Origin of the sequence: Paenibacillus sp. MY03, assembly GCF_002165585.1 — a bacterium.
In the GTDB taxonomy this organism is placed as follows: Bacteria; Bacillota; Bacilli; order Paenibacillales; family Paenibacillaceae; genus Pristimantibacillus; species Pristimantibacillus agaridevorans.
In genome coordinates this window covers 25,226-49,137 of record NZ_MXQD01000012.1, presented here as the reverse complement: position 1 = coordinate 49,137, position 23,912 = coordinate 25,226, and the positions used below count along the sequence as shown (strand labels likewise).

The following is a 23,912-nucleotide window of genomic DNA, read 5'->3' as shown; positions in this document are numbered from 1 at the left end:
TTGTGATCATTCCTGGCCCCTTCATACATGTCTGAAAATGAAAGCAATTCCCATCCTGCAACCGCTTACCAAAACGATATTGACCACTTCCACATTACATGATGCGCCCCCCCTCTCTCCTTCCAAAAAATAACCCCGATCAGGCTCTGGCTAGTCAAGCAATTCTGCTCTTCATCATCCTATATTTCATATTGTAATATGTCAATATAATATTTAGGATTTTGAAAAACTTTGTTATACTAAAATAGGCGAACACCTCTCCGTTACAGCTATTGCTCCCAAAAAGTTTTTATCGTTTAGGGGGTTTCTCAAGCTTCATGTCGAAGTATTATGTATGGAACTTTATCAAGAAAGATGATAATATCATATAATAATATGCTTTTAGGTTTTCCCACTATTTAGTTGGAAGGGATAAATATGAAAAGTCAACAAAAAAACAAACCGCTTTACATTCAAATCAGAGAATATATAAAAAACCAGATTGACATAGGCGCCCTTAAACCAGAAGATCAAATCCCCACAGAAACAGATCTGACAAACCAATTTCAAGTCAGTCGGATTACCATCAAGACAGCGCTAAGACATCTTGTGGACGAAGGCCTGATTTATCGCGTGGCAGGCAAAGGATCTTTTGTTTCTTCACCCAAGCTTCAGCCGACCAGACAAGAAGGAGCCTTGGAATACCAAATTAATAAAATCGGTTTTTTAATGCCTGCAATCGGAGATGTCCTAAGCATCCAGTTGCTTCGCGGCATCGAAGAGGTGTGCCGCGATGAAGGGATCATTTTGATGGTTCAATCCGTTTTGACGCAGTCCGAAGAACGTGCCGCCATCCGCCAAATGATTGATGCCGGTGCAAAAGGATTAATCATCTTTCCCGTTGATGGAGAAGCTTACAGTGATGAAATACTCAGGCTTAAATCCGAGCAGTTCCCCTTTGTCCTGGTCGATCGCTATCTCCCTGGCATTAAAACAAATGCGGTCTACTCCGACAACTATGATGGCGGGCAGATCGGCACTGATTACCTGGCCAAACTGGGTCATCAGCATATTGGTATTTTATCTTTCACCAAATCCAAGACATCCAGCTCGGAAGACAGGTTTCGTGGTTATCTGGATGCAGCCCAAAAAAATAAGCTTAAACTTGAAACCAATTATTGGTTGACCCAATTTGATGATATCTCTTATCAGGACGAAGACAGCATGAAAGAAATGATCGAGGAGTGGCTGCAAAAAGAACAAGAAATTACTGCCGTTTTCGCCTTTTCTCCACAAACAGCCATTTACCTTGCCATGATGGCAGGCAAACTTGGCAAGAGAATTCCCGAGGATCTCGCGATCCTCTGCTTTGATCATCCCCAAATTAGAAATTTGGATAGTGATTACTTCAGTTGGATCGAACAAAACTTTGAGCTGATTGGCACTGAAGCCGTTAAACTGTTACTGAAAACCATTCGAGAACCCTCCACCCTGGAGCAAATCGTTATCCCGGTATCCCTGCACGAGAGACAAACCACGCAAATTTTCACGAGAAGTCAAAGATGAAACAAAAAAACGCAAGTTCCGGGACTGTTTCAGCCCGAAACTCGCGTTTTTTGATTATACTTAATCACATTAAATAAAGTCATTTGTCGCAATTGTTTACATAATAATTTTTACGTTAACGAACATCAGTATATTAACATATAATTTATTATGTAAACTCTTAAGTGATTGAAGGACAACCCAAAGGTTATCCCTATCCGAAGAAATGGCTAATGTAGATCATAAGCAGCAATCCCAATATAAACGAATAAGTAGCGGATCGTTCAAAGCCATGTCCATGCGATTCCGGGATCAGTTCCTTATACACGATGAACAGCATCGCTCCGGAAGCGAATGCCAGGCCGTACCCGATTAATGCGTTGATATAGCTCGCCGTAAAGTAGCCCGCAATCGCCGATACGACCTCCATAAGTCCGGTCAACGTGACGATAAGCATAAGCTTGAGCTTGCTTACATTGGATCTTGTCAAAAATACGGCCAAAACCAGCCCCTCAGGCATATTCTGAGCCCCGATCGCAATGGCTACCATTGGCCCTAACCCTTCATTCGCGCTCGCGTAGCTGAACCCCGTGCTTAACCCTTCCGGTATGTTATGGATAAATAACGCAAACATGACGAGCAGCGATTTCGAATCGAAGGAACTGACATATTTTTTTTGCTCAACGTCGATATGAGGAATGGATTTCTCGATCCAATCCAGCGCCACGACGCCCAGTATAAGCCCAATCGTGAGCTGGATCAGCCCCGATTCCTTAAGTGCCTGCGGGAGCAGACCGAACATCGAAGCCGATACCATAATGCCGGCTGTAAAGGCGACCAGAATATCCTTCCAGCGCTCGGACAATGATCGAACGAATAACAACGGCACCGCCCCTAGAACGGTGGCCATTGCGGAGATAAAGCTGCCTAGCAGCGCGGCGGTCATTCGGAATCCCTCCTGTTTACGTATAAATACGATTAAGCCTATTTAAAGAGATCCCTTCCCTTACGATCCCGATTTTACCATCGTTTCACATTATAATGCACTCGATAACCTTTGTCATGCAGAAAGTCCGAAAAAGCCGAGTTCCTCTACGGGAACGTCGGCTTCCTGGTGTTAAGAACTTCTATTAATGTATTGCGGCAATCCTATTCTTATGACTTAACGAGATTATGAACCATCAACGTCCGAACCGCACCACATCTTCATACGACAAGGCGCCGCCGAATATATCCAGCGCGCTGCCGATAGTCAAATCCAGCTTGCCGCCGGATAAATCGCGGAATAGCTCCATATCGGCAATGGATCTTGCTCCGCCCGCATAAGTAGTCGGGATCGAGGTCCATTTCGCCAAATCGGTTACCAGGCTTTGCTGAATGCCGCTCTGCTTGCCTTCCACATCTACTGCATGTACGAGAAATTCGTCGCAATACTGCTCCAGATAACGGATATTGTCCGCATTGACCTCGAAGTCGCTGAAGAGCTTCCACTGATTCGTAACCACGTACCACTTGCCGTCTTTCTGCTTGCAGCTTAGATCGATGACGAGCTTGTCCTTGCCGGCTTCGCTAACGATTCGGGACAAGTTGTCTTCATCCAATCTGCCATCCCGGAAAATATAGGACGTTACAATAACATGGGTCGCTCCTTGCTCCAGATAAAGAGCGGCATTGTCGGCTTTAATGCCGCCTCCGATCTGCAGGCCGTCCCGATACCGGTTGAGTGCCGTAATGGCTGCAGCTTCGTTGCCTGGGCCGAGCATGATAACATGTCCGCCTGTCAGAGCGTCTCGCTTGAACAACTCGGCGTAATAGCCCGAATCGTATGTGGAGACGAAGTTTTCGACGATGACGCCCTCTGTTAACGTCTCGCCTACAATCTGCTTCACTTTGCCGTCATGTAGATCGATACAAGGTCTGAATTTCACGGATAACCCTCGATTCTTTCTGTTGTTCTGCTCGTGCTGCCCTTATTGTGACACACACCTTTATGGTAAGCAATACATTAATCGATCTTGCAGATCATTAGATGGTTTCCGTCGGGATCCTGGAATCCGAACCAATGGCCGTTTTCAATGCCGGTTGTCAGCGTTACTCCCTTTTCCTTCATATAGGAAAAAGCCTCATCAATATCATCCGTGTCAAAATGAAACATCGGCGTCTTGAACACGTTCTCAGGTGCATACACTTTGCTATCCAATACGATATTTTGTCCGCCTTGCATGGAGATGCAGCACAAATGGCCCGAGATAATATCCATACTTGGATCCATCCCCAACAATTCGCAATACCAGGCTCTTCCCGCTTCAATATCGCTCACGGGTACAAAAATGCCGCTTATCCGATTAAGTATAGGATTTTGCATAAAATGTAAGCCTCCGTAAAGTGTCATAATAATAGTTATGTCAACTATAGTTTGGACCAAGTGGATCGAGTCATGCCAATCCTCATGCCAACCCGTTCCATATTGCGATGGCTTGCAGATCCATATGCGCATTGTGCAACAACAAGCCTGCATCCAAGCTGGCGAGCAAGAAGCAGACGATCCTTGAGAATAGCGGTATGAAGACCTTTAGCCCGCTCCTCCGGCAATGTAGCCGCGAAGGTAAATGAAGCCATTCCGTTCCTCACGAACATGACGCCTACAGAAGCAGCCCGTCCATCTACAAGGCCTAGCCGATAATGCCAGCCTGGTCTGTCATGTAGCAATCGGTTATTATCCGCGACGTGATCCCTTCCGGTGATGGAAAGTCCTGTACCCAGACAATGAATGTCTCCATAGGTTGACCATTCGTCATCCGACAGCTCTCGGACTTCGATCTTGTCATCGGGTAAGCGTGCATCCGACTCCTTAAACGAATCCTTATACATGGATACATGGAAGCCGGATTGGTAGAACCCCCGCTTGGCGAGTAGCTTTAATGTATCGGCTTCATAAAGACTTGGCGTGATTTGAAGCTCCGGCTGACGATCTCGTTCCTCATAGAACAAGATGACTTTTTCAACATCATCGGGGGACAATCGCCCCTTTACATGATTGAATAGCGGCCATGGCATACTGCGGCTGTAATAAGCGATGGCATGGTCCAATCGCAGCATCTCGACTCCCATAGGGTTGCCCGGCTGCTCCAGCATAGCCGTCATCCGGTCCGACATATAATCCATCTCGGATTGTACCAGCGCCAGTGCGCGTTCGTCAGGATTCATCATAAAACTCCATATGACTCATATCCGCTTTGTAGTAGGCAAGCCGATCGTTTAATGTTCCGGTATGCAATTCGAACATATGACCGTCCGGATCGAGGAAGTAGATCGACTTTTTGTCCCGATCATCCCTTGGCCGCCCTGCGAACAGCTCAACTTCCAGCGCTTCAAGCCGCCTGACTTCGTTGTCGTATTCCTCTTCGGCAATCGTAAACGCAATATGCGTATACGTGCGAACATGGTGATGCCGCTCGATATCTTCTTGATTTAGCGCGATCCATAATCCGTTAAACTCGAAATAAGCCAGCTTCCTTCCTTTTACTTTCAGCTTCGCGTCGAACACATGTTGATAGAAGGAGATAGATCGTTCAAGATCCGTGACAGAAAAACATAAATGGTTGATAGAATGTACGTTCATCGCTATTAATCTCCATTTCTAAAGAAAACAACCCAGCCCAAGATCAGCTATTCTCTCTTAGGTTGGGTTTTGTGTCGCTTGGCAGCTTCCATGATTATACAACTTTTGTTGCCAGCGTTAAAGCCCTATTCTTTGCCAATCGCTAGTTTTGGGTAATTCTGACTAATATCGTACAATTGTCATCGTAATTCGAACATGTCGGACATCATTCGACGAATCGGTTTGGCAACTGACGACAGGAACGAAAGCCGATTGATGACAACGTTAGAATTTGTTAGGACTAACTAGGTCCGGAGCAGCCCCGGAAGAATAATGTCAAATATCAGCTTGCGCGACCAGATCGCTTCATTACGCTTCGTAATCCGTTTGCGCACCATAATGACCGTATCCAATTCCGGCACGATCATTAAATATTGGCCGCCATGGCCGAAAGCGAAGTAACCATCGGCTACGCCGTTATGGTTGGATGGCGTGCACCACCAATGATACCCGAAGCCGCCGTAGATCGGGGGCTCGTAATGCAATAAGGCACGATGATGCATGGTCGTTGAATCCGATATCCACGATGTGGACAAAATCCGCTTGCCATCCCATAGGCCCTCCTTCAAATAAAGGACCCCGAACTTCACCAGATCGTTTCCTGTCAGCGCAAGACCCGTCCCGCCCTCGCTAATGCCTCCCCGCTCCGACCACTTTGCCGCCCGGAATCCAAGCGGCTCGAACAGATGCTCCCTCGCATATTGGAGGGCAGACTTCCCAGTCGCTTCCGTCAGAATCGCAGATAAAAGATGCGATCCGCCGGAGTTGTATGTAAAAGCATGCCCCGGTAAATGTACAAGGGGCTGATTTAACGCATAGGCGACGGGATCCCTGGATTTGCGCAGCTCCCAATAAGGCTTGTCGAAATCCGGCCATTCGAATCCAGGCGTCATGGTAAGCAATTGTTTTATCGTGATTTGCCCCCAAGAGTCGTCTCCTCCGCCGGCTGCATATCGCTGGAACCACCTGTCAATGGGTTCATCTACTCCCGGCAAGTCACCTCTGTCGACGGCGATACCGATTAGCGCCGATAATACGCTTTTGGTGCACGAATAGAGCGGTCCGATGGCGTCCTCGCCCCCCTCGTGCCACTCTGTCTCCTTTCGATTTCCTTTATGGACGATTACCGAAGTGATTTGCCAATCTCTCCATTGCCCCTTTTCGAGTAAGTAAGACATGATAGCGCTCCTGTATGTAAATGTTGTCATTTTGTTCGTTCAAATACCAGCAGCAGCTTGTTTTTTCTGAAAATTCGTTGTTTCTTGCCCCATTTGACTGCGCAAACATTGCTTGAGAATATAAGGCCTTCGATTCCGCGCATCCAGTATCCAAAATTCGTTATCCTGAAATAAAGCCGTTAACGCCCTCTTGGCGACGGCACAAGCAGCCTGCTCGTTATCCGTCAGGGACAAACATATTGTATATACAACTGGCTCGATCTCTCTAAGCTCTGCCACCTTTTGCTGGAATACATACATCTCGACGTTCTCTCCCTCGGTATTCCCCATTCGCTATTTTCTATGTTAGCGCAACAGCCGTCGAAAATAGTTACGAAATGGTTAAAGAGTGAAACGCCGACCGCTCAGGAGACGTAAGTAAGGTTCTCAGGCCTTCGAAATTGTGATAACTTATAAGAAGAGACTGTACGAATATCAAACGAGTGATGTTCAGAAAGCGAGCAAATGCCATATGGGCTATGATTTATTATTATCTATAATTGAACAACTCGGTTATGTCGCGCTGTTCCTGGTGTTATGTCTGGGTCTGATCGGATTGCCGATCCCGAACGAAGCCGTTGTCATGACGGGAGGCGCACTTGCCTTCTCAGGCGTATTATCTCCCGTTCCCGCCTTTATCATGACTTGCCTCGGCATATGTTCGGCCATGAGCTTCGGTTACAGCATCGGACGATTCGCAGGCGCCAGACTCGCCGACTGGTTCCGCAAGCGCAAAAATATCGGAGCCTTTATCGACCGTTCCGAGGAGCTGAGCCATCGATTCGGCGGATATGCGATCAGCATCAGCTTATGCTTGCCGTTCTTGCGACACGTGACTCCTTATGTAATGGGCATGAACAAAATGAAGTACGGCCGCTTCGCGTTATTTGCGTATCCTTCTGCGTTCGTATGGACGATGATCTACTTCCTTATCGGAGGCTTCGTCGGCGACCAGGTTCAGCATATTTCGGATGTCATCTATCGGTATGGCATTTGGATCCTTGTTGCGATTGCCATTGTCGCGGCTGCTTACCTCGTGTACCGTGTTCAGAAGCGAAGCAAGGTCCGGGGACAAGATTCCTCCATCGAACTGTAGACAATATGTAGACAATAGAAAGCCTCTGCAGCCCAAGAATGGCAATTCGCCGTTCCCGGCAAGCAGAGGTTCTTCGTTTTCGTTATGCTTCCAGCTTGCTCTTTGCCGTTTGAATCAGGTAATCGAACAATTCGTCATCCTCTTCCAATTCGTCCTCCAGCGCCAGAAGCTGCTCCTCGTTGCCCGAATTGTGCAAGAAAAACAACCCGTACCCCCAATCCGAGCCGCGTTTGCTTTGCAAGGCAATCTCATATTCGTTGTCGTGGCCCTCTACGCTAAATTGCACCCTGCCTACAAAACCATCTTCTTTGGAATGAGTCATCGACGCGTCGATAATAACGATCTGCAACATATGTATATCCCTTCCTTTCCTTACATCCGGAGCTGTCTGCTATGTAGAATAGCACAGCTGTCATCGCCTGCGCAACAATGGCTGTTTCCCAAATTGAGAGGCCGCGTCCGGCAAGGAACGACTGGCGTTGATTGGATGAACGCCTACCCTCCCGTCTGCATACTGTACACTACGGCAGCGCCTGCAGGCTGTCGCAATTCGTCGGGAGGATGAAGAGGCATGGTTATCGAACTGACAGCACTGCATTGGGTCTATTTGGCCTTTATCGTTGCGATCATCGGCTTTATGCTTATGCGCAAGGATACTACGCTCGTCTGCATCGCGGGCATTCTCGGCATCGGCATATTGGCGACGGTGTCGATCGACGGTTCCGTGAGCGGTATTTTCAACAGCTTTATTTATGCCATTAAGGAATTGCTCGGTACGATTCTCATCATATCCGTGATCGTTGCGTTAAGCCGGATTCTCATTCGCACCGGAATTAATGAAATTATGATTGCTCCGTTCACACGATTCTTGAAAACGCCAACACTCGCCTTCTGGGGCATCGGCATCATCATGTTCACCGTATCGTTATTTTTCTGGCCTTCTCCGGCGGTGGCGTTAATCGGAGCTGTCCTGTTGCCCGTCGCGATGAGAGTAGGTTTGCCTGCTCTTGGCGCTGCGGTGGCGATGAACTTGTTCGGTCATGGCATCGCGTTGTCCGGCGACTACATTATACAAGGCGCTCCCGGGCTGACAGCCGGCGCTGCAGGCATTCATGTCGAAGAAGTGATGCTTGCGAGCATTCCCCTGGTTATCGTCATGGGCGTCGTAACGACGGTGACCGCTTTCTGGATGATGCGTCGCGATCAACGTCTGGGTCGCTGGAATGATGGCTTAATTGCGTCTGTGGATACAAGTGGTTCTGGCGAAAACAGCAATGAAGCGGCTGACCGCGAATTGTTGTCGCTGGTTACGAGGCGGTGGCTTGCGGTGATCATCCCGCTCCTGTTCGCGCTTAATGTAGTCGCGATGTTCTTGCTTAATCTGCAGGGAGGCGATGCAACGGCGCTCATTGGCGGCACGTCGATTCTGATTATGCTTGTCATTACCATGTTGGCGCATCGGGGCAAAGGGCTGGAGAAAACTACGGGGTATTTGATCGAAGGTTTTGTATTCGGCTTTCGTGTGTTTGGACCCGTTATTCCAATCGCGGCGTTCTTTTATCTGGGCGACGCCGGCTTTTTCTCTTTGTTCGGCGAGAAGCTTCCTGAGGCATCTGCCGGTATTGTCAACGATCTTGGCGTCGCGCTTGCAGCGGAAGTTCCCTTAAACGGTACGATCGGCGCGATCACATTGACTGTTGTAGGGGCTATTACCGGGCTTGACGGTTCGGGATTTTCCGGCATATCGCTTGCCGGCTCCGTCGCTGCGCTGTTCGGTCACGCACTCGGATCGGGTGTTGCCACGTTGACCGCGCTCGGTCAAGTAGCGGCTATCTGGGTCGGCGGAGGGACTATCATTCCTTGGGCGCTCATCCCTGCCGCAGCGATTTGCGGCGTCAGCCCTTTCGAGCTGGCACGCCGCAATTTGAAGCCTGTATTGATTGGTCTGGCTGCAACAACGCTGGTCGCGATTTTCTTGATTTAATTACTTTTGCCGCTTGATACGCAACCCTGCGTAGATAGCTGCTGCTAATACAACGATAAGACCGAGCAGTATCATCACTTGACTAATACCGAATGCTCCCGCTCCATCCACTCCCGATGAAGGCTTTGGAGGAATCGAACCGCTGCCGAGCTCGACAAGATCGGATCCGCCGGCTGACGTCAATGTCGTCCGGCTGCACAAGCTGACCTCCAGCGAATCCCCCGTCCCTCTCGCGTACACGATATATCGCTGTCCCTCTCGGAACTCGAAGCCGCAACTTGCGCTGCTCTGCGCAGAGGTCACTGTAATTCGGGGAGCAACCTTTCCCTTCCATACTTCATGGGCCTCGAACGTCCATGTGACGGGATCGGCCGACGATTGACTGAAGCTGAACCACTTCCGCGGCGTATGGCTGGCAACAACCGTGCCGTCGAATACGGCATCATTGCGGTTCAGCGCTTCCGACACGGAATCCGATATGGCGCAGCTGCACGCATACACCGGCTTTGGCGGCAATGCGAGACTGGAAGCCAGAATAATGATGGCGAGAAGCATGGAAATTCCCAAATGTACTCTTTTTCTCATTGTGTCCCCCTTGCTTGTACCCTATTATGAATACCATTCCACTATACAACGAACAATAATGGTAAAATGTTGCATTCCGCAGGCAAATTGAAAAGGCTGCCTAACCTTCCCTATTAATAAGGGCAAGTTATGCAGCCTTTACAGATTTATAACGATATAAGCCGATTAACGTCCCGGTTCTTTCATCTTAACGCCTGCTTCCTCCGCCTTGCCTGGCCAAAACGCCCGTTTGCCCAGAATCGTGGTTATGGCCGGCACCAGGAACGGGCGTACGATAAACGTATCCATCAGTACGCCAATGGCGGTAATCAAGCCGAATTGGACAAGCACCTGGATAGGCAGCGTAGCTAGCACCGCGAATGTGGCGGCGAGGATCAGGCCGGCTGACGTAATTACGCCGCCCGTCTCCGCAACGCCTTCCTTGATTGCCTGACGCAGAGGCATGGACTTGCGTTTCTGCCAGATGCTCGAGATCATAAAGATATTGTAGTCCTCCCCCAGGGCGATCAAAAATACGAACGCGTACAGCGGAATGGAGCCCTGTATCGCCTCGATTCCCATAAGCTCGTGCAGGATCAGCCAGCCCAGACCAAGTGCAGCGGCGTAAGAGAGCAAGACCGTGGCGACAAGATAGATCGTTGCCGTAATGGAGCGCAGATAAGCCAATAACAAGACTACGATTAGACCGATTACGATCGGAATGATCAATTGGTTGTCACGCACCGTAACTTGCTGGGAATCATGCTGCTCGGCCGTCTGCCCGCCGATCCAGACGTTGCTGGCCGCATCGGCCGTCCCTGCTTCGGCAAGCGCTGCAGCAGCAGCTTCCTTAAGCTCCGGAATTGCATTCATTGCCGCTTGATTGTAAGGATTCATACGATAAACAACGGTATACGCCGTGAGCGCAGTGTCAGTGGTGCTAACCTCAGGTTCGCCTACGTGATCGACCAGAGGATGCTGCGACAGCTTCTCCGCGACGGCGGCAGGCGCTCCTCCTTCCGAACGAACGACAACGGTAACAGGTGCCAGCTCGCCCGGCGTATAAGCCTCCGAGATGACTTTAAAGCCTTCAACGGATGGCGTATCTTCGGGGAACGTAGACAGCAGATCGTACGTGTATTTGACCGGCAGCGCAAAGGAAGCAAGCGTTGCTAGCAACAGCGTACTTACGAGCGCAACGGTCCATGGCTTGCGAACGACAAGATTGCCGATCCTCGCGCCAAGCTTCTTCTCCGGATCCCGGCGAACATACGTTTTCCCCTTTGCAGCGGCACGAGCTTTGGCCTCCTCCTCCGTACGCGGGATGAACGGATAAAACGATGCGCGGCCGATAATGGACAAAAGCGCCGGTACTAGCGTAAGACTTGCAATCATCATGATGAAAATCGAGAGGCTAAACGGAACCGCGAATCGATGGACGGCACCGTATTGCGCGAACAATAATGCGAACAGCGACAGAACAACCGTGAAGCCGCTCATCGCAATCGCTCCGGTCGCATTTTTATAGGAGCGGCGGAGCGCCGACATTCGGTTGCCTTCCCGGGTTAATTCTTGACGGAAGCGGGTGATGAAAAAGAGGCAATAGTCTGTGCCTGCGCCGAACAGCAGCACCGTCATAATGGCGATCGCTTGTCCATCCACCGTAATCCAGCCTTCTCCGGCCATCCAGCCGAGGATGGGACTTGTTACGGCATAAGCGAACCCGACGCCGATAAGCGGAATAATTGCAAGGATGGGCGAGCGGTAGATGAGCAGCAGCAGCACCAGGACAAGCAATACTGTCGCTACCATCAGCACGAAGTCCGCATTTTCGAACAAGCCGGTTGCGTCAACGCTAATTCCTGCTGGCCCGCTTACACGGACGCTGAGTTCCGAATCCGAATCAATGGCAGCCTCGAAAGGCAATCCGCCTGTCAAAGCTTCAATTTTCTCTTGAATCGCATGCAAATTTTCTTTTACGATATCCGTCTCCAGATAAGTTTCAAAGGTGACAGGCAACACGAGTGTAGTCCCGTCCTCCGATGAAATACCCTTTAACGCAGGTGCCGGCATCTCGTGAAGGGGGATGATTGCCTCTTGCCCTTCCAGAGGGGATTCGGCAAGCTCCGCGGTTAAAGCCTGCATGGCGGCATAATCTTGTTCCGTCAGTCCGCCAGCTCTGTTCCAGACCAGCAAAGCCGGCAATCCAGATTCATTCGGAAAGTGCGTACGAATAAGTTCGTCCGCGATGACCGATGGACTGTCGGCAGGCAGGTTCGGCGCATTGTTAATCTCTTTGTCCCCTACCGCCGGCAACGTCAACGTCAAGATTGCGGCAATGGCAATCCAGACCAGAAGCGTCACCCAGCGTGATCGCGGCCCGGCGAACCAGGCCCCCATTTTCTCCAGCATGTGCATTACTCCTCCTTGTTCGATCCCGAACGATGTTATGGCTTTGGTTCGGACGGCAACTCGTGGTAAAATAAAGTTGATGACATTATTATATATACCCAAAGGTTAATTAATCAATGAGCAATTTGTTAACATTCGTTGAACGGGTATCTACAGGAGGTACACGACATTGAAGTCGGACAAAATCAAGAGAAAGCCGGGACGCCCCAAAGCGAGCGAGTCTCCGCAGACAATGGCGCTGCTGCTGCGCACCGCTTCCTTCCTTTTTATGGAACATGGCTACGAAAAAGTGTCACTGGAGACGGTTGCGCAGGCATGCGGCGTTACCAAAGCGAGCGTTTATTATTATTTCGCCAATAAATCCGTCATCTTTACCGAGGCGCTGCTGTTCGTCCTCAAGATGGCGCATGACCAGACCGCTGCCGTCATCGAAAGTCCTGGCACGCTGAAGGAACGGCTGCAAGAGGTGGCGAGGCGCCATATGCGCAATCAACATGTCGACTTCGAGACGATGATGCGGGAAGCTTCGGCCGATCTCTCGGAGGAGCAAATCCGTTCCGTGCGCGAGCGCGAAGCGGATATTCACCGGCTTCTGGAGCGATTGTTCGCCAAGGCAATGGATGACGGCGAGATGAACCGAAGCGATCCCCTGCTGCTCTCCCATGCGTTCGTGGCCATGATGACAGTTCGCAATCGGACGGAAATTGTGAACGATCTGAGAACTTCGGGACAAGCCGCCGAAGAAATCGTACAATTGCTATGGACGGGCATTGCCCCTGTCCAGACTTAATAGTGCGAGGTCACAACCTTTAATACGATATCTGCATCCGGAGGTTATTTTGAATGAATAATACCGCAATCGGCCGACTTCGTTTTGTCGGATTGCTCGAGGGCACCTCGTTCCTCGTTCTGCTGCTTGTCGCCATGCCTCTCAAATATTGGGCGGATATTCCGGAGGCTGTAGCTGTGGTCGGCGCGCTTCACGGAGGATTGTTTGTGCTCTATTTGGTCGCTGCCATATGGGCAGCCATCCGTTACCGCTGGACGATCCTTAAGCTCGGCGCCGCTTGTATCGCATCGGTCCTACCATTTGGCCCGTTTATCTTCGACCGCAAGATTCTGCGCGAAGAGAAATAACGGCTAACCTTGCCACACAGGTTTATATGCCAGAACACAAAACAATCGCGGCAGTCGGCAGTTGCACCGAGAAGCCGCGATTGTTCGCGTGGATAAGATTTTTGCGAATGCGGTGTTCGTTAAAAATCATATTCCGCATCTTTTGCTTGTCGAATCGCTGCATAAGCATCGACCAGAACAATGCGATATTGTTCCATTATCGTCCTCTCCTTTAATCAAGCGGCTTTAAATGGGCTTCGATTTCTTGTCGTCTCGCTTCTAGGAATGGCGGTAAATCCAATTCTTTTCCTAACGCTTCAACAGGAGAATCTATTGTAAAACCGGGTCCATCTGTTGCGATTTCAAATAAAATGCCATTCGAATCACGGAAATATAAGCTTTGGAAGTAAAAACGATCGACGATGCCTGACGAATGAAAGCCGCGATCTTTTACCGCTTTGTCCCAATAACTGAGCTCCTCCTCGTTTTTCACCCGAATCGCCAAATGATGTATACTTCCTCGACCAGGCTTTTCACTCGGCCCATCTTCTTGCTTTACAACAATTTCGCCAAATGCTTGTCCTGCAACAGACTGATATATGGTTTCACGATCCGAGTGCGACACTTCTATATATCCAAACATATCCCTTAAAGTTCTCGCCGTTTTTTCCAAAGAACGCACAGTCAATTCAACAGTACCCATACCTAAAATACGATGGTCTTGCTCAACAGCAGAATCATCCCAAGGCGACCAGAAATCGGGTATCTCTTCGCCATTATTGTTTAGTAAAATAAGCCGAAGCCCTTCTGAGTCCTCAAACGGAAGTGCCGCTCGACCTGCATACATGGTCACTTCTCCATGCTTGACACTAAAATGATCAAAACGATTTTTCCAATATGCCAGACTTTCAATGGATGGTACCAATAAACCGATTTGAGTAATTGCGTTCGTCCCGCGAACGGTTCTTCCAACCATAGGCATTTCGAAAAAGGATAACTCCGTGCCTGCACTTCCCGTTAAATCTCCGTAAAACAAATGATACATGGATGGATCATCTTGATTGACCGTCTTTTTAACTCTTCGTAAACCCAACACATGTTGATAAAAATGATTATTCGTCTGAGCATTTTTTGTGATCATCGAGATATGATGATGTCCGGGGATTTTATACATAATAATTCCTCCTCTAATTTCGCTTGATTAATCAAGTGATACTTTAAAAAACTACTCGGGCGGTATTTCTTTGATTAAGCTATGTTTATGCACGCGTGTAATCAGTGAATATAATGTTTTCATTTCCTCCTCATTTAATACATCCTCAAAAAAGGAAGATTGCAGCGCAAGCTGAGCTGGCATTGCTTTTTCCACAATCGCTTCTCCCTTCTCGGTTAAACGAATCGTTTTCGTTTTCCAATCTTGCTTGCGAACAATATATTTTTCTTTCTCAAGACGTGCAAGCATGCGGGAAATACCCCCTTGCGTGACGGTTACTTTTTCTGCTAACTCCATTTGTGTAAGCGGCTGATATACTTTGATTTGTATTAATACATCAAACTGCGCTGTTGTTAGATCAAATCTTTTTAAAAATTCGTTTGAAAACTGGTTACTGTGGTTCGAAAAACGCAATAATCGCAACCAGATTAATGAACCTCTTGTATTATTGCGCATTTCGTTTCCTCCCCTTCGGTGACCTTGTTATCACTTTACCACTCAAATGAATAAAATGCAAGTTAAGAATCTTTAATTTGAGATTATTGATTTTCAGTTGATTTTTAGCTATGCATGTCCATACTCGCTCATTTCGCTTTCCGCATCGTCGGCGAAAATTTCGATTTTGCGAATGCGGTGTTCGTCCCGCTCCCGAATAATGAATCGTGTCGAGTGATAACGCCATACCTCGCCCTCGGACAATGCCGGCTGCTGCCGATAGATCCAACCGCCAATCGTATCCGCTTCATCGACAGGCAAACCAATGCCAACCGCATCATTAACCTCATTAATTAACGCTTTGCCATCAACCAGATAATGTCGACTCTCCAGCCTTTCAATCTCAACGGTCTCGTCCTCGTCGAATTCGTCCCGAATTTCTCCAACGATTTCTTCGACGATATCCTCCATCGTAAGCAGTCCGGAAGTGCCGCCGTATTCGTCCAGAAGAATTGCCATATGTACCCGATTCATCTGCATCAGCCCCATCAGCTTGCTGACAGGCATAACATCGGGCACGGACATCGTTGGCTGTAGCAGCTCCCGGAGGCTGGGCTTTACCTCCCCGTAATCGTGGATAAACAGATGTTTTGTATTTAGGATACCGATTATCGTATCTTTATCCCCGTCTGCCACCGGATATCGGGTATATTGTTCTCGCCGAATGATGGCAGCATGCTCTTCGCGATCCTGACCGACGAACAAACATACCATATCCGTTCTAGGCACCATGATTTCACGGGCAAGCCGTTCGTCGAAGTCGAAGATTCGGTTTACATAACCAAATTCGTTGCTATTGATTTTGCCGCTTTCGAAGCTCTCAGATAAAATATGGCGAATCTCCTCCTCGGAGTGCGCCTCATGCTCGCTGGCTGGACGTAAGCCAAGCAGTCGGACCAATCCATTAGCGGAGCCGTTAAGCAGCCAGATGAAGGGATACGCTACGCGGTGGAATCCGATCAGTACAGGCGCCGTCCATGAGCTGATCCGCTCAGGCTGAATGATGGCGACGGTTTTGGGAGCCAGCTCGCCCAGGACGACATGCAAATAAGTGACAAGTAGAAACGAGATCAGAAAGGAAAGTACCGCAAGCCCCTTGCCTTCAATACCAAGCGTATGGAAAAGAGGATGCAGCAGCTTCTCCACCGTAGGTTCTCCAAGCCAGCCTAATCCGAGGGCCGTGACCGTAATGCCGAGCTGGCATGCGGACAGATAGCCGTCGAGATGCGACGTCACATGATGAACGGACTTGGCGTTTTTGACACCTTCATCCACCATTTGCGCAACCCGGCTGGGGCGCATCCGTACGATTGCGAATTCCGCCGCGACAAAAAAAGCCGTACATATAAGCAACAAAGCGAATGCGGCAAGATTGAGAATCATGATAGGACTCCCTTCAAAAGGTTAGTTGGAACAAGCAAACCCTGGAAAGACGGTCAAGGACCGTCTCCCCAGGGTTTGATCGTCTACCTATCATCCTTGCCCGCAAAACGGGTCGGCATACCTAGCCAATTCCTTAACCCTTTACCAGGGAACGTCGTCTTCGCTGCCAGCCGCTGCTTCTGATTCGTTATAGCGGCCGGTTGCGTCCTCCTGCTGTTCCACCTTCGTACCGATAAGGGGGATGACGTCGACAAGCTCCATCGGCTGCAACAGCTCGACGGGCGACATCCCCTTCTCGAATTGGAAAAAGTCACCTTCGATTACCGCGATGTATCGGCCGTTATGTTTGGCGAAGCGAAGCGAATTTCCGAAGTCGGACAACAATCCTTTTACCGTTACGCCGCCCAGCTTGAAGCTAAACGGAAGATCCGGCTTCTGCTCCACCAGCGCGGCGGCTGCCGTCTCGACCTGCTCTTGCGACCACCATTCTTGCAGCTCCCGTTTCTCGCTTGCCGCCCATACTTCAACCGCATTTTCTTCCTCGCTGCGTTCGGAGCTTGTCTCCTCTTGCCATTTGTTCGCAATATATTGATGGACCATCTCTACCACCTGATCGCCGATGACTTCAGGCAGCGGTTTCTCGTAAGATACATATTTCAAGAAATCCTCGAAATAACGCGCATGCGAGGCTTGATGAATTTTAAGCTCCCACTGATCGAGCGAACCCTCCTCCGGCATATGAGGATATTGGATCGACTTGATGCTCCTGGCGCTGATCGCCATCTCCACATGGGAGATCAAACTGCGTTCGTCGGAGATCCGGGCGATCTTGGGCTCGAAATCGCATTTCAACAAAAACAAAAACGGCTCGTCGAAATAAGTATTCAGCTTGGCGCGGGCGATGACGAAGGCGCCGCCGCGTACCGCGCTCGTATCCATATAGATGCGCACGAGCTCGTCGGCAATGCCAATGAACCGCTCTCGTGTATCGGCGTCGCGGAGCCGCTGGAACAGATTGTAGTTCTGATTGCTTCCAAGCTCGTATCCCGGTTCCACCATAAATCGTCCGATCTTCGTCGGCGCTCCGGCGCTGTTCGGGTTGCGCTCCACCTTGCGTTTCACGATTCGTTTGAATTCCTCATCCAAAAAAATTTTGATTTCGCTTTGCTCGTAATCGACGCCATCCAGCGTCTGATAATGTTTGAACCGCCTGCCGGACGAATCATCTCCGTCCCCGTCGGTCAGGATGACAAAAAACGATAAAAACTCCATACGAAAATCCACGCCAGCTTTTCCCCCCGATAAAATGGTGTCGTTATTATAGAATATCATATGGAACGCGGAGGAGACATAACGTATTTAGTCGTACCTTTGTCAATGTTGATTAATCGGCAGGATGCCAGCCTTCCAATAGCGATGTTCTAGTGTCGCGATAGAACAACGAAAGCTTGTGCAGCGCGCGGGTACAACCTACGTAAAGGAGTTTAGCGTCCATGGGACCGTAAGCATCTGCTCCTGCATCCGCAACTAGCACGGCGTCGAACTCCAACCCTTTGGACAAGTAGACGGGAACGATGGTAAGTCCTCCATCATAAGCGGGCTGCTTGCTGAGGACAAGCGATGCCGTCATTCCATCTCGCATAAAATAGCTGTAAATGTCCTCGCATTCTCTGGCCGTTCGGCCTACAATCGCGATCGTATCGTATTCGCCAGCCTCCTGCCACTGCCTAGCCGTGTCCGCAATACGACGCAGCCAATCCCCATTCGTCGCCCCGGCATGTTCTACAGTGACGGGGTCTCCGCTGCGGAAAACAGGGACGGCCGGTTTGACGCCGCCAGTCATGCCTCCCAGGATGACGTTAGCGAACTCAATGATCTCCATCGTAGATCGATAGCTCCGGTTCAGCTCGAAGAAGTCCGCCTGATCGTCCGGGAATAATTGTTTAAGCTCGTCCCAATCCCGAATCCCCGTATAGCCATGTATGCCTTGCTGCAGGTCGCCGAGCACGGTCATGGACACGGTTCGTTGGCATAGCTTCAACGTCTCGAGCTGGAACGGCGAGTAATCCTGCGCTTCGTCGATGACGACATGATCGAACGGCGCATTTTGCAATCCGTATAATCGAAGCTGGATATAGGCAAGCGCCGCCAAGTCCTCGGCCGCCGCCTCGCCTCGGGCCAGCCGCTCCGACGTCGTTTTGGCGATCGGCTTCGGTACGGTAGTCAGCGCCTGTTTTCCTTTGAACAGCGAGGCATACAGCTTAACAGCCGTATAAGATGGCATACGTTTTACGAAAGCGTTAAGCTTCGATAACGCCGTAGATCGCAGTTTCTTGTCGGCGATTCCTTTTGTCTTAAGTTCCGACTCCAACCAGCGGCGAATCCGGCTGGCAAGACGATCCCGCTTCTCCATGAGCGATTGCTCGCCATAATCGGTATCGTGCCACTCCTGCATTTGCTCCGGTTTAAGCTCCATCCGCGGCAACGGCATAAACGATACATCCGGAACGATGTTGTCCGCAAGCTCCTTCAACCGCTCGTCGATGGCCTCCTTGAAGTCAAGGCTTCCCTTATATAATCCGGAGGCTTGCTCAAGCTCCGCGTGCGTCCGGGGCTGCTCGAACCAATAAGCCATTGTCTCCGAAGGATCGGATAACGCCACTTCATGCTGGAGCAGTCCGATCGCCCAATCGGAATAGGTCGTCTGGCTAATGTCGCCAACGCCGAGTTCGGGCAATACGCCTGAGATATAATCCAGGAACATGCGGTTGGGCGCAAAAATAATCATTCGTTCTGCTTTGATCCGGCCTTCATACTGATAAAGCAGAAAAGCTAATCGATGGAGCGCCACTGTCGTTTTGCCGCTGCCCGCGACGCCCTGGATAAATAGCGCCTTATTCCGCTCCGCACGGATAATGCGGTCCTGCTCCTCCTGAATCGTCGAGACGATATCCCTCAGCTTGTTGTCTTTGTTCTCGCCCAGGCGATAAAGCAGGAATTCATCGGACACGGCGCCTTCCTCCTGGCCTCGAACATAACTGTCGACGACACGGATCAGCTCGCCGCTGCGCACCATCAGATTTCGTTTAAGGTGAACGTAACCGGAGACCTCCCCGTCGGGAGAGTCATAAACCGCCGGCGCGTCGCCGCCCGTAAACGAATAGAACAAGCTGGCGGCGGGCGCCCGCCAATCGATGACGAGCAGCTCGTTGCTGCCGCCCTTGGCGACTCCTGCCTTGCCGATATAAAGAGCTTTCTCTTTGCCCGCTTCCGCTTCTATCGAAGTCTTTGCGATCTCCGGCAATTCCTGAAAGTCAATTCGTCCGAAATAAGGCTCTTTCCTCGCAATTTCCAGCCGGCGCTTCCTCTCCTCGCGCTGCAAATCGAGCATTTGCTCGGTGAAATCGTTGCCCGTATAGCGCGGTCCGATCTCTCCAAGTTGCGCCTCGATATCCCGGAGCGACTCTGCCAATCTGCGTTGTTCCTCCGTATAGATGTCCTGCTCTTCCATCTCTCTTCCTCCCAACCGTAAAGAGCCGAGTCCGTTCAGACTCAGCTGCTTTGTCATTTACTGTTATTTCATTGCCCGCATGGCGCTAAACCCGATCAACGTCAAATAAACCAGGATATTCACGGCGACCAGATAAGGTATGCCTACCGTAAATGTTCGGTGCTGCGTCTTGTGACGCCACGTCTTCATGCCCGCCCAAATGCCAATCGCTCCTCCGATGGCGGCAAGCAAAAACAACTGCTTCTCCGGCACGCGCCGTCTCCCGCGCTGCTTGGCCCTTCGTTTGTCCCAGCCCATCAAGAGGAACGCCCACCCGCTTAATCCGATCCATAACAAGATACATGCATAGATGATCGTCATCATGCCGTTCCTCCCTTAATCAAGATTCCTTTCCCTCGTTCAAGACTTTGGCCGCGGCTTTGTTCTGTTTGTCGCCACGGCCTCGTATGGATTATCCGGCCATACATGCTTCGGATAGCGCCCCTTTAAGTCTTTCTTGACTTCAAAATAAGCAGTTTCCCAAAAACTTGCGAGATCCCGGGTAACCTGAACGGGCCTTTGCGCGGGCGACAGCAGATGAAGCGTAAGCGGCAGCGTGCCCCTCGCTATGCGAGGTGTCTCTTTTTGCCCGAACATCTCTTGCAGGCGGACAGCCAGTACAGGCATCTCGGGATTGCTATAATCGATAGGGATACGCGAGCCGCTCGGCACCACATAATGAGTGGGTACCTCCTCATCGAGCTCCTGACGCTGCTTCCATGTCAGCATGTCCTCTACGATAGACTGCATATTTAGTTTCTGCAGCTCGGCTTCCCTGCGTATGCCGTACACATGAGGTTTCAACCACTCGTCAAGCGTGGACAGCAGCCCCTCTTCGCTTGCATCGGGCCAATCCGCGGCTCCGCTTCCATTTATCAGCCGTATGCGCCCCAGCAAGGCGAGCGCCTGTTTGCTGAACGGGAGCATAGTCAACCCTCGCTGCCTAATGGCTTCGAGCAGCGCATCGGCAACCCGATCCGGATCGGCGTCAGCCATTGGCTTCTCCTGCAGCACGACAGCTCCCAATCTTAACCGTTCAAGCGCTCTTACGGCTCTCGCTCCGCTATCCCATTCTACAACCTTGTCGAGTCGCAGGAAGTCCGCAAGACCGGATTCCATCTCTGCGCTGGTGATCCCTTCCGCCAATCGGATGCTGGCCTCCTGCCCCGCATCGTCAAGCTCGCTTACAACCAGATACGGGAGCTGCGCCAGCGGACCGTCTGCTTTCATCACGGCGCCACGGCCGTTCGCCAACAAATAACGGCCATCGCTTCTGCGCTTGGCCACCCGGTCCGGGAAGGCATACGCCAGCATCCGGCCGATAGATAAACGATCTGCCCCGTTTCTAACCGCCGAGCCTTCCCGATCAAGCATTCTGTTCCACTGCTCCGCCAGCTGTCTTATCCGCTGGATGGCAGGATCATAGCCGTTGCCCCGGCGAAGCTCCGCCAGGCGAAGGCTAATATCCGGACTGCGCTCCGACGGCAGCAGGTCCCGTTCGCTGATGAGAGCGGCAAGCTCGCATGCCTCCCGGGCGCTGCCCTCCCTGGCGGAACGAAGCAGCATGGAACCGAGCCTGGGATGCAAACCCAGCTTGCAGATCCGCTTGCCTTCCGCTGTCGGCAAGCCGGATGCGTCCAGCACATCAAGCTCCTGAAGCAGCGTAACGGCTTGTCCGTAAGCGGACTCCGGAGGAGGCGTCATCCAATCCAGCTCCCCGGGATCTCGAATGCCCCACACGGACAGTTCCAGCGCCAGAGGCGCAAGATCCGTCTCCGCAATCTCCGGCTTGCCTTGCTCCGGGAGATAACGGTGCTCTTCCTCGGACCATATGCGATAGCAGACGCCTGGCGCCAGCCTGCCCGCGCGTCCCCGTCGTTGATCCGCGGAAGCCTTGGACACGGGTACAGTTTCCAGGCGGCTCATCCCGGTCCGTGACGAGAAGCGCGAGACGCGCATAAGCCCGCTGTCGACGACGATTTTCACGCCTGCTACAGTCAAGCTGGATTCTGCGATGGACGTCGCGAGCACGATCTTGCGTCTGCCTGCCGAACAAGGCGCGACAGCTTCCGTTTGCTCCTCGAGCCGCATGCCGCCATGCAGCTCGCGGATATCCGTTTCGGAAGACAGGTTAAGAGACTGGAGCGCTTTTGCCGTTCGACGGATCTCCCCGATTCCCGGGAGAAAGGCCAGCACGTCTCCGTCATGCACGCGCAGAGCATTGGCAATCGTCGCCGCCATAGAACGGTCAATCGATAAGCGGTCCCGCTTCATGGGAGCATACACAGTCTCAACCGGATAACTTCGCCCCTTGCTTGTAATGATGTCCGCACCGCCAAGCAGCTCCGCAACAGGAGCGGAGTCCAGCGTCGCGGACATCACGAGGAGGCGCAGGTCATTGCGAAGCAATGTCTGCGTCTGAAGACTCAGCGCAAGACCAAGATCCCCATGCAGATGCCGTTCATGGAACTCGTCGAACAGAATGGCTCCGACTTCCTCGATCGCCTGATCGTCCTGTAGCATTCTTGTCAAAATGCCTTCCGTCACTACCTCGATGACGGTACGTGGACCGATCTTCGAATCCAGCCGTACGCGGTAACCGACCCTGTCGCCGACCTGCTCGCCAAGTTCGCGAGCCATATAGATGGCGGCGGAACGGGCGGCAAGCCGTCTTGGCTCCAGCATAACGATGCGTTTGCCGGCCAGCCACTTCTGCTTCAGCAGCGCCAGCGGCACACGTGTCGTTTTGCCTGCTCCAGGCTCTGCGACCAGCACGGCATTGCGTCCGCGCGCAAGCGAATCCAGCAGCTCCGGCAGCACTTCGTCGATCGGCAAAGGCCCCATCTCCATCCAACCCTTCCAAGCTTTATTTCATAATGCGAATCATCTGAACGACTGGCCGATTGTCCCCCGGCAGCGCCGCTTCTTTGCTGAGCAGCTGCGAGGATCCGTCTCCATCCAGAAAAATGCCGTCGACTAGTCCCTGATCGTCCAGCAGTTCCTTAATCCCGTCCCGGAACGACTCTAATGTGCCTGGCGTTTCGCTCACGATTAAATACAGGAAACCTTTATCGTCATATACGGCGCCGGATCGCAGCCTTAGATCATCCGGAAATGGCGCTGCCTCTGCAAGGGTTTGCGCTTGCCAGCCCGCATCATCGCCAAGCGACATGCTGATTCCGCCTTGCGCCCAGAAGCGCTCGACATCCTTTATCTTCAGCTCCGCGGATTGCCTCACGACCTGAACGCTTAGAGAATCCGATTTTCCGTCCCAAACGAGGGTGCCTCGCGCATATTTCATATTTTCCCAGCCGCTGCCGTAATCACTTTTGGCACCGTTAACCGGATGGCCCCCGACCACGGCTAGACTCATCAGATCCGTCCCGTAAAAGAAGCCGCCGTTAACGCCCGCTTTGCCGGACAACGTCACATTGTTCGAGATTACCTCCAATGTCACGTTCGAAGGTTTCGTCTTGAGGATATGCAGCTTCAAACCATTCGTCGCTTCGGCCGCCAGGTAGGTGTAGCCCGAAACGGAATCCAGCACATTGTTTTTTTGTTCCGACTTCTGATTTAGCGATTGGACGAGCAACATGAAAATGACCGCCGCGAACGCAATAACAGCTATGAACACCGATACGACAATGACGATCTGCTTTCTTCTACTGCCGGGCGGCGTCCCTGCTTCGTGATTCAT

The 23,912-nt window shown here is 51.1% G+C and carries 23 protein-coding genes; 5 read left to right on the top strand and 18 right to left on the bottom strand.

The features are described from left to right. Positions 1 to 417: 417 nt before the first annotated feature. The gene (locus B1748_RS14040; RefSeq protein WP_087568551.1) at positions 418 to 1,545 is read left to right on the top strand and encodes a GntR family transcriptional regulator; all 1,128 of its coding nucleotides are present in this window, start codon (positions 418 to 420) and stop codon (positions 1,543 to 1,545) included. A 193-nt stretch (positions 1,546 to 1,738) separates the two neighbouring features. Here the strand turns inward: B1748_RS14040 and B1748_RS14035 are convergent, their stop codons facing one another. The 7 genes from B1748_RS14035 to B1748_RS14005 form a co-directional block, all read right to left on the bottom strand. Continuing rightward, positions 1,739 to 2,470: a ZIP family metal transporter gene (locus B1748_RS14035; protein ID WP_087568550.1), complete on the bottom strand. Its 732-nt coding sequence runs from the start codon at positions 2,468 to 2,470 to the stop codon at positions 1,739 to 1,741. A 235-nt stretch (positions 2,471 to 2,705) separates the two neighbouring features. Further along, positions 2,706 to 3,452, bottom strand: a complete 747-nt coding sequence (hisA, locus tag B1748_RS14030; RefSeq protein WP_087568549.1) for a phosphoribosylformimino-5-aminoimidazole carboxamide ribotide isomerase — start codon at positions 3,450 to 3,452, stop codon at positions 2,706 to 2,708. A gap of 77 nt (positions 3,453 to 3,529) precedes the next feature. Beyond that, complete coding sequence (locus B1748_RS14025) at positions 3,530 to 3,889, bottom strand: VOC family protein (RefSeq protein ID WP_087568548.1); 360 nt, start codon at positions 3,887 to 3,889, stop codon at positions 3,530 to 3,532. 44 nt (positions 3,890 to 3,933) lie between these two features. Then, on the bottom strand, positions 3,934 to 4,731 hold the full coding sequence (locus tag B1748_RS14020; RefSeq protein ID WP_256975657.1) for a GNAT family N-acetyltransferase: 798 nt from the start codon (positions 4,729 to 4,731) through the stop codon (positions 3,934 to 3,936). Beyond that, a complete protein-coding gene (gene fosB / locus B1748_RS14015) occupies positions 4,721 to 5,146 on the bottom strand; it encodes a metallothiol transferase FosB (protein ID WP_087568546.1) in 426 nt (141 codons plus the stop codon). Before fosB ends, B1748_RS14020 begins: the two co-directional genes overlap by 11 nt. Before the next feature lie 284 nt (positions 5,147 to 5,430). Beyond that, positions 5,431 to 6,363 (bottom strand): serine hydrolase domain-containing protein, encoded by a 933-nt coding sequence (locus B1748_RS14010; protein ID WP_179215581.1) that lies wholly within the window; start codon positions 6,361 to 6,363, stop codon positions 5,431 to 5,433. Positions 6,364 to 6,402: 39 nt separating this feature from the next. Then, on the bottom strand, positions 6,403 to 6,663 hold the full coding sequence (locus B1748_RS14005) for a hypothetical protein (RefSeq protein ID WP_087568544.1): 261 nt from the start codon (positions 6,661 to 6,663) through the stop codon (positions 6,403 to 6,405). Positions 6,664 to 6,874: 211 nt separating this feature from the next. Between B1748_RS14005 and B1748_RS14000 the strand changes: the two genes are divergently transcribed. Further along, positions 6,875 to 7,498: a DedA family protein gene (locus B1748_RS14000; RefSeq protein WP_087568732.1), complete on the top strand. Its 624-nt coding sequence runs from the start codon at positions 6,875 to 6,877 to the stop codon at positions 7,496 to 7,498. An 82-nt stretch (positions 7,499 to 7,580) separates the two neighbouring features. On the opposite strand, the gene B1748_RS13995 is transcribed toward B1748_RS14000, so the two are convergent. Beyond that, a complete protein-coding gene (locus B1748_RS13995; protein ID WP_246608646.1) occupies positions 7,581 to 7,850 on the bottom strand; it encodes a hypothetical protein in 270 nt (89 codons plus the stop codon). Between the two features lie 219 nt (positions 7,851 to 8,069). Here B1748_RS13995 and B1748_RS13990 point away from each other — a divergent pair, with 219 nt between their 5' ends. Next, positions 8,070 to 9,482: a hypothetical protein gene (locus tag B1748_RS13990; RefSeq protein WP_087568543.1), complete on the top strand. Its 1,413-nt coding sequence runs from the start codon at positions 8,070 to 8,072 to the stop codon at positions 9,480 to 9,482. Here B1748_RS13990 and B1748_RS13985 read toward each other — a convergent pair whose 3' ends face one another. Both B1748_RS13985 and B1748_RS13980 read right to left on the bottom strand, forming a co-directional pair. Next, the gene (locus tag B1748_RS13985; RefSeq protein ID WP_087568542.1) at positions 9,483 to 10,067 is read right to left on the bottom strand and encodes a hypothetical protein; all 585 of its coding nucleotides are present in this window, start codon (positions 10,065 to 10,067) and stop codon (positions 9,483 to 9,485) included. Between the two features lie 165 nt (positions 10,068 to 10,232). Then, complete coding sequence (locus B1748_RS13980) at positions 10,233 to 12,464, bottom strand: MMPL family transporter (protein WP_087568541.1); 2,232 nt, start codon at positions 12,462 to 12,464, stop codon at positions 10,233 to 10,235. A gap of 163 nt (positions 12,465 to 12,627) precedes the next feature. On the opposite strand from B1748_RS13980, the gene B1748_RS13975 reads away from it, so the two are divergent. Together B1748_RS13975 and B1748_RS13970 are read left to right on the top strand one after the other, a co-directional pair. After that, positions 12,628 to 13,248: a TetR/AcrR family transcriptional regulator gene (locus tag B1748_RS13975; RefSeq protein ID WP_087568540.1), complete on the top strand. Its 621-nt coding sequence runs from the start codon at positions 12,628 to 12,630 to the stop codon at positions 13,246 to 13,248. Positions 13,249 to 13,301: 53 nt separating this feature from the next. Continuing rightward, positions 13,302 to 13,595 carry a DUF3817 domain-containing protein gene (locus B1748_RS13970; protein WP_087568539.1) on the top strand — a complete coding sequence of 98 codons (294 nt, stop codon included), beginning with the start codon at positions 13,302 to 13,304 and terminating at the stop codon, positions 13,593 to 13,595. 211 nt (positions 13,596 to 13,806) lie between these two features. Here the strand turns inward: B1748_RS13970 and B1748_RS13965 are convergent, their stop codons facing one another. The 8 genes from B1748_RS13965 to B1748_RS13930 all read right to left on the bottom strand — a co-directional run bounded on the left by B1748_RS13965 (position 13,807) and on the right by B1748_RS13930 (position 23,912). Continuing rightward, positions 13,807 to 14,748 (bottom strand): ring-cleaving dioxygenase, encoded by a 942-nt coding sequence (locus B1748_RS13965; RefSeq protein ID WP_087568538.1) that lies wholly within the window; start codon positions 14,746 to 14,748, stop codon positions 13,807 to 13,809. A gap of 51 nt (positions 14,749 to 14,799) precedes the next feature. After that, positions 14,800 to 15,243, bottom strand: a complete 444-nt coding sequence (locus tag B1748_RS13960; protein WP_087568537.1) for a MarR family winged helix-turn-helix transcriptional regulator — start codon at positions 15,241 to 15,243, stop codon at positions 14,800 to 14,802. 108 nt (positions 15,244 to 15,351) lie between these two features. Beyond that, a complete protein-coding gene (locus tag B1748_RS13955; RefSeq protein WP_087568536.1) occupies positions 15,352 to 16,665 on the bottom strand; it encodes a hemolysin family protein in 1,314 nt (437 codons plus the stop codon). 141 nt (positions 16,666 to 16,806) lie between these two features. Then, positions 16,807 to 17,949: a DUF3900 domain-containing protein gene (locus tag B1748_RS13950; RefSeq protein WP_256975656.1), complete on the bottom strand. Its 1,143-nt coding sequence runs from the start codon at positions 17,947 to 17,949 to the stop codon at positions 16,807 to 16,809. A 100-nt stretch (positions 17,950 to 18,049) separates the two neighbouring features. Beyond that, the gene (locus B1748_RS13945) at positions 18,050 to 20,176 is read right to left on the bottom strand and encodes a HelD family protein (RefSeq protein ID WP_087568535.1); all 2,127 of its coding nucleotides are present in this window, start codon (positions 20,174 to 20,176) and stop codon (positions 18,050 to 18,052) included. A gap of 63 nt (positions 20,177 to 20,239) precedes the next feature. Beyond that, positions 20,240 to 20,539: a DUF1294 domain-containing protein gene (locus tag B1748_RS13940; RefSeq protein WP_256975655.1), complete on the bottom strand. Its 300-nt coding sequence runs from the start codon at positions 20,537 to 20,539 to the stop codon at positions 20,240 to 20,242. Between the two features lie 36 nt (positions 20,540 to 20,575). Continuing rightward, positions 20,576 to 23,065, bottom strand: coding sequence for an ATP-dependent helicase HrpB (gene hrpB / locus B1748_RS13935; protein WP_483874413.1), 2,490 nt, complete (start codon positions 23,063 to 23,065; stop codon positions 20,576 to 20,578). A 16-nt stretch (positions 23,066 to 23,081) separates the two neighbouring features. Then, positions 23,082 to 23,912, bottom strand: a complete 831-nt coding sequence (locus B1748_RS13930; RefSeq protein ID WP_087568533.1) for a phosphodiester glycosidase family protein — start codon at positions 23,910 to 23,912, stop codon at positions 23,082 to 23,084.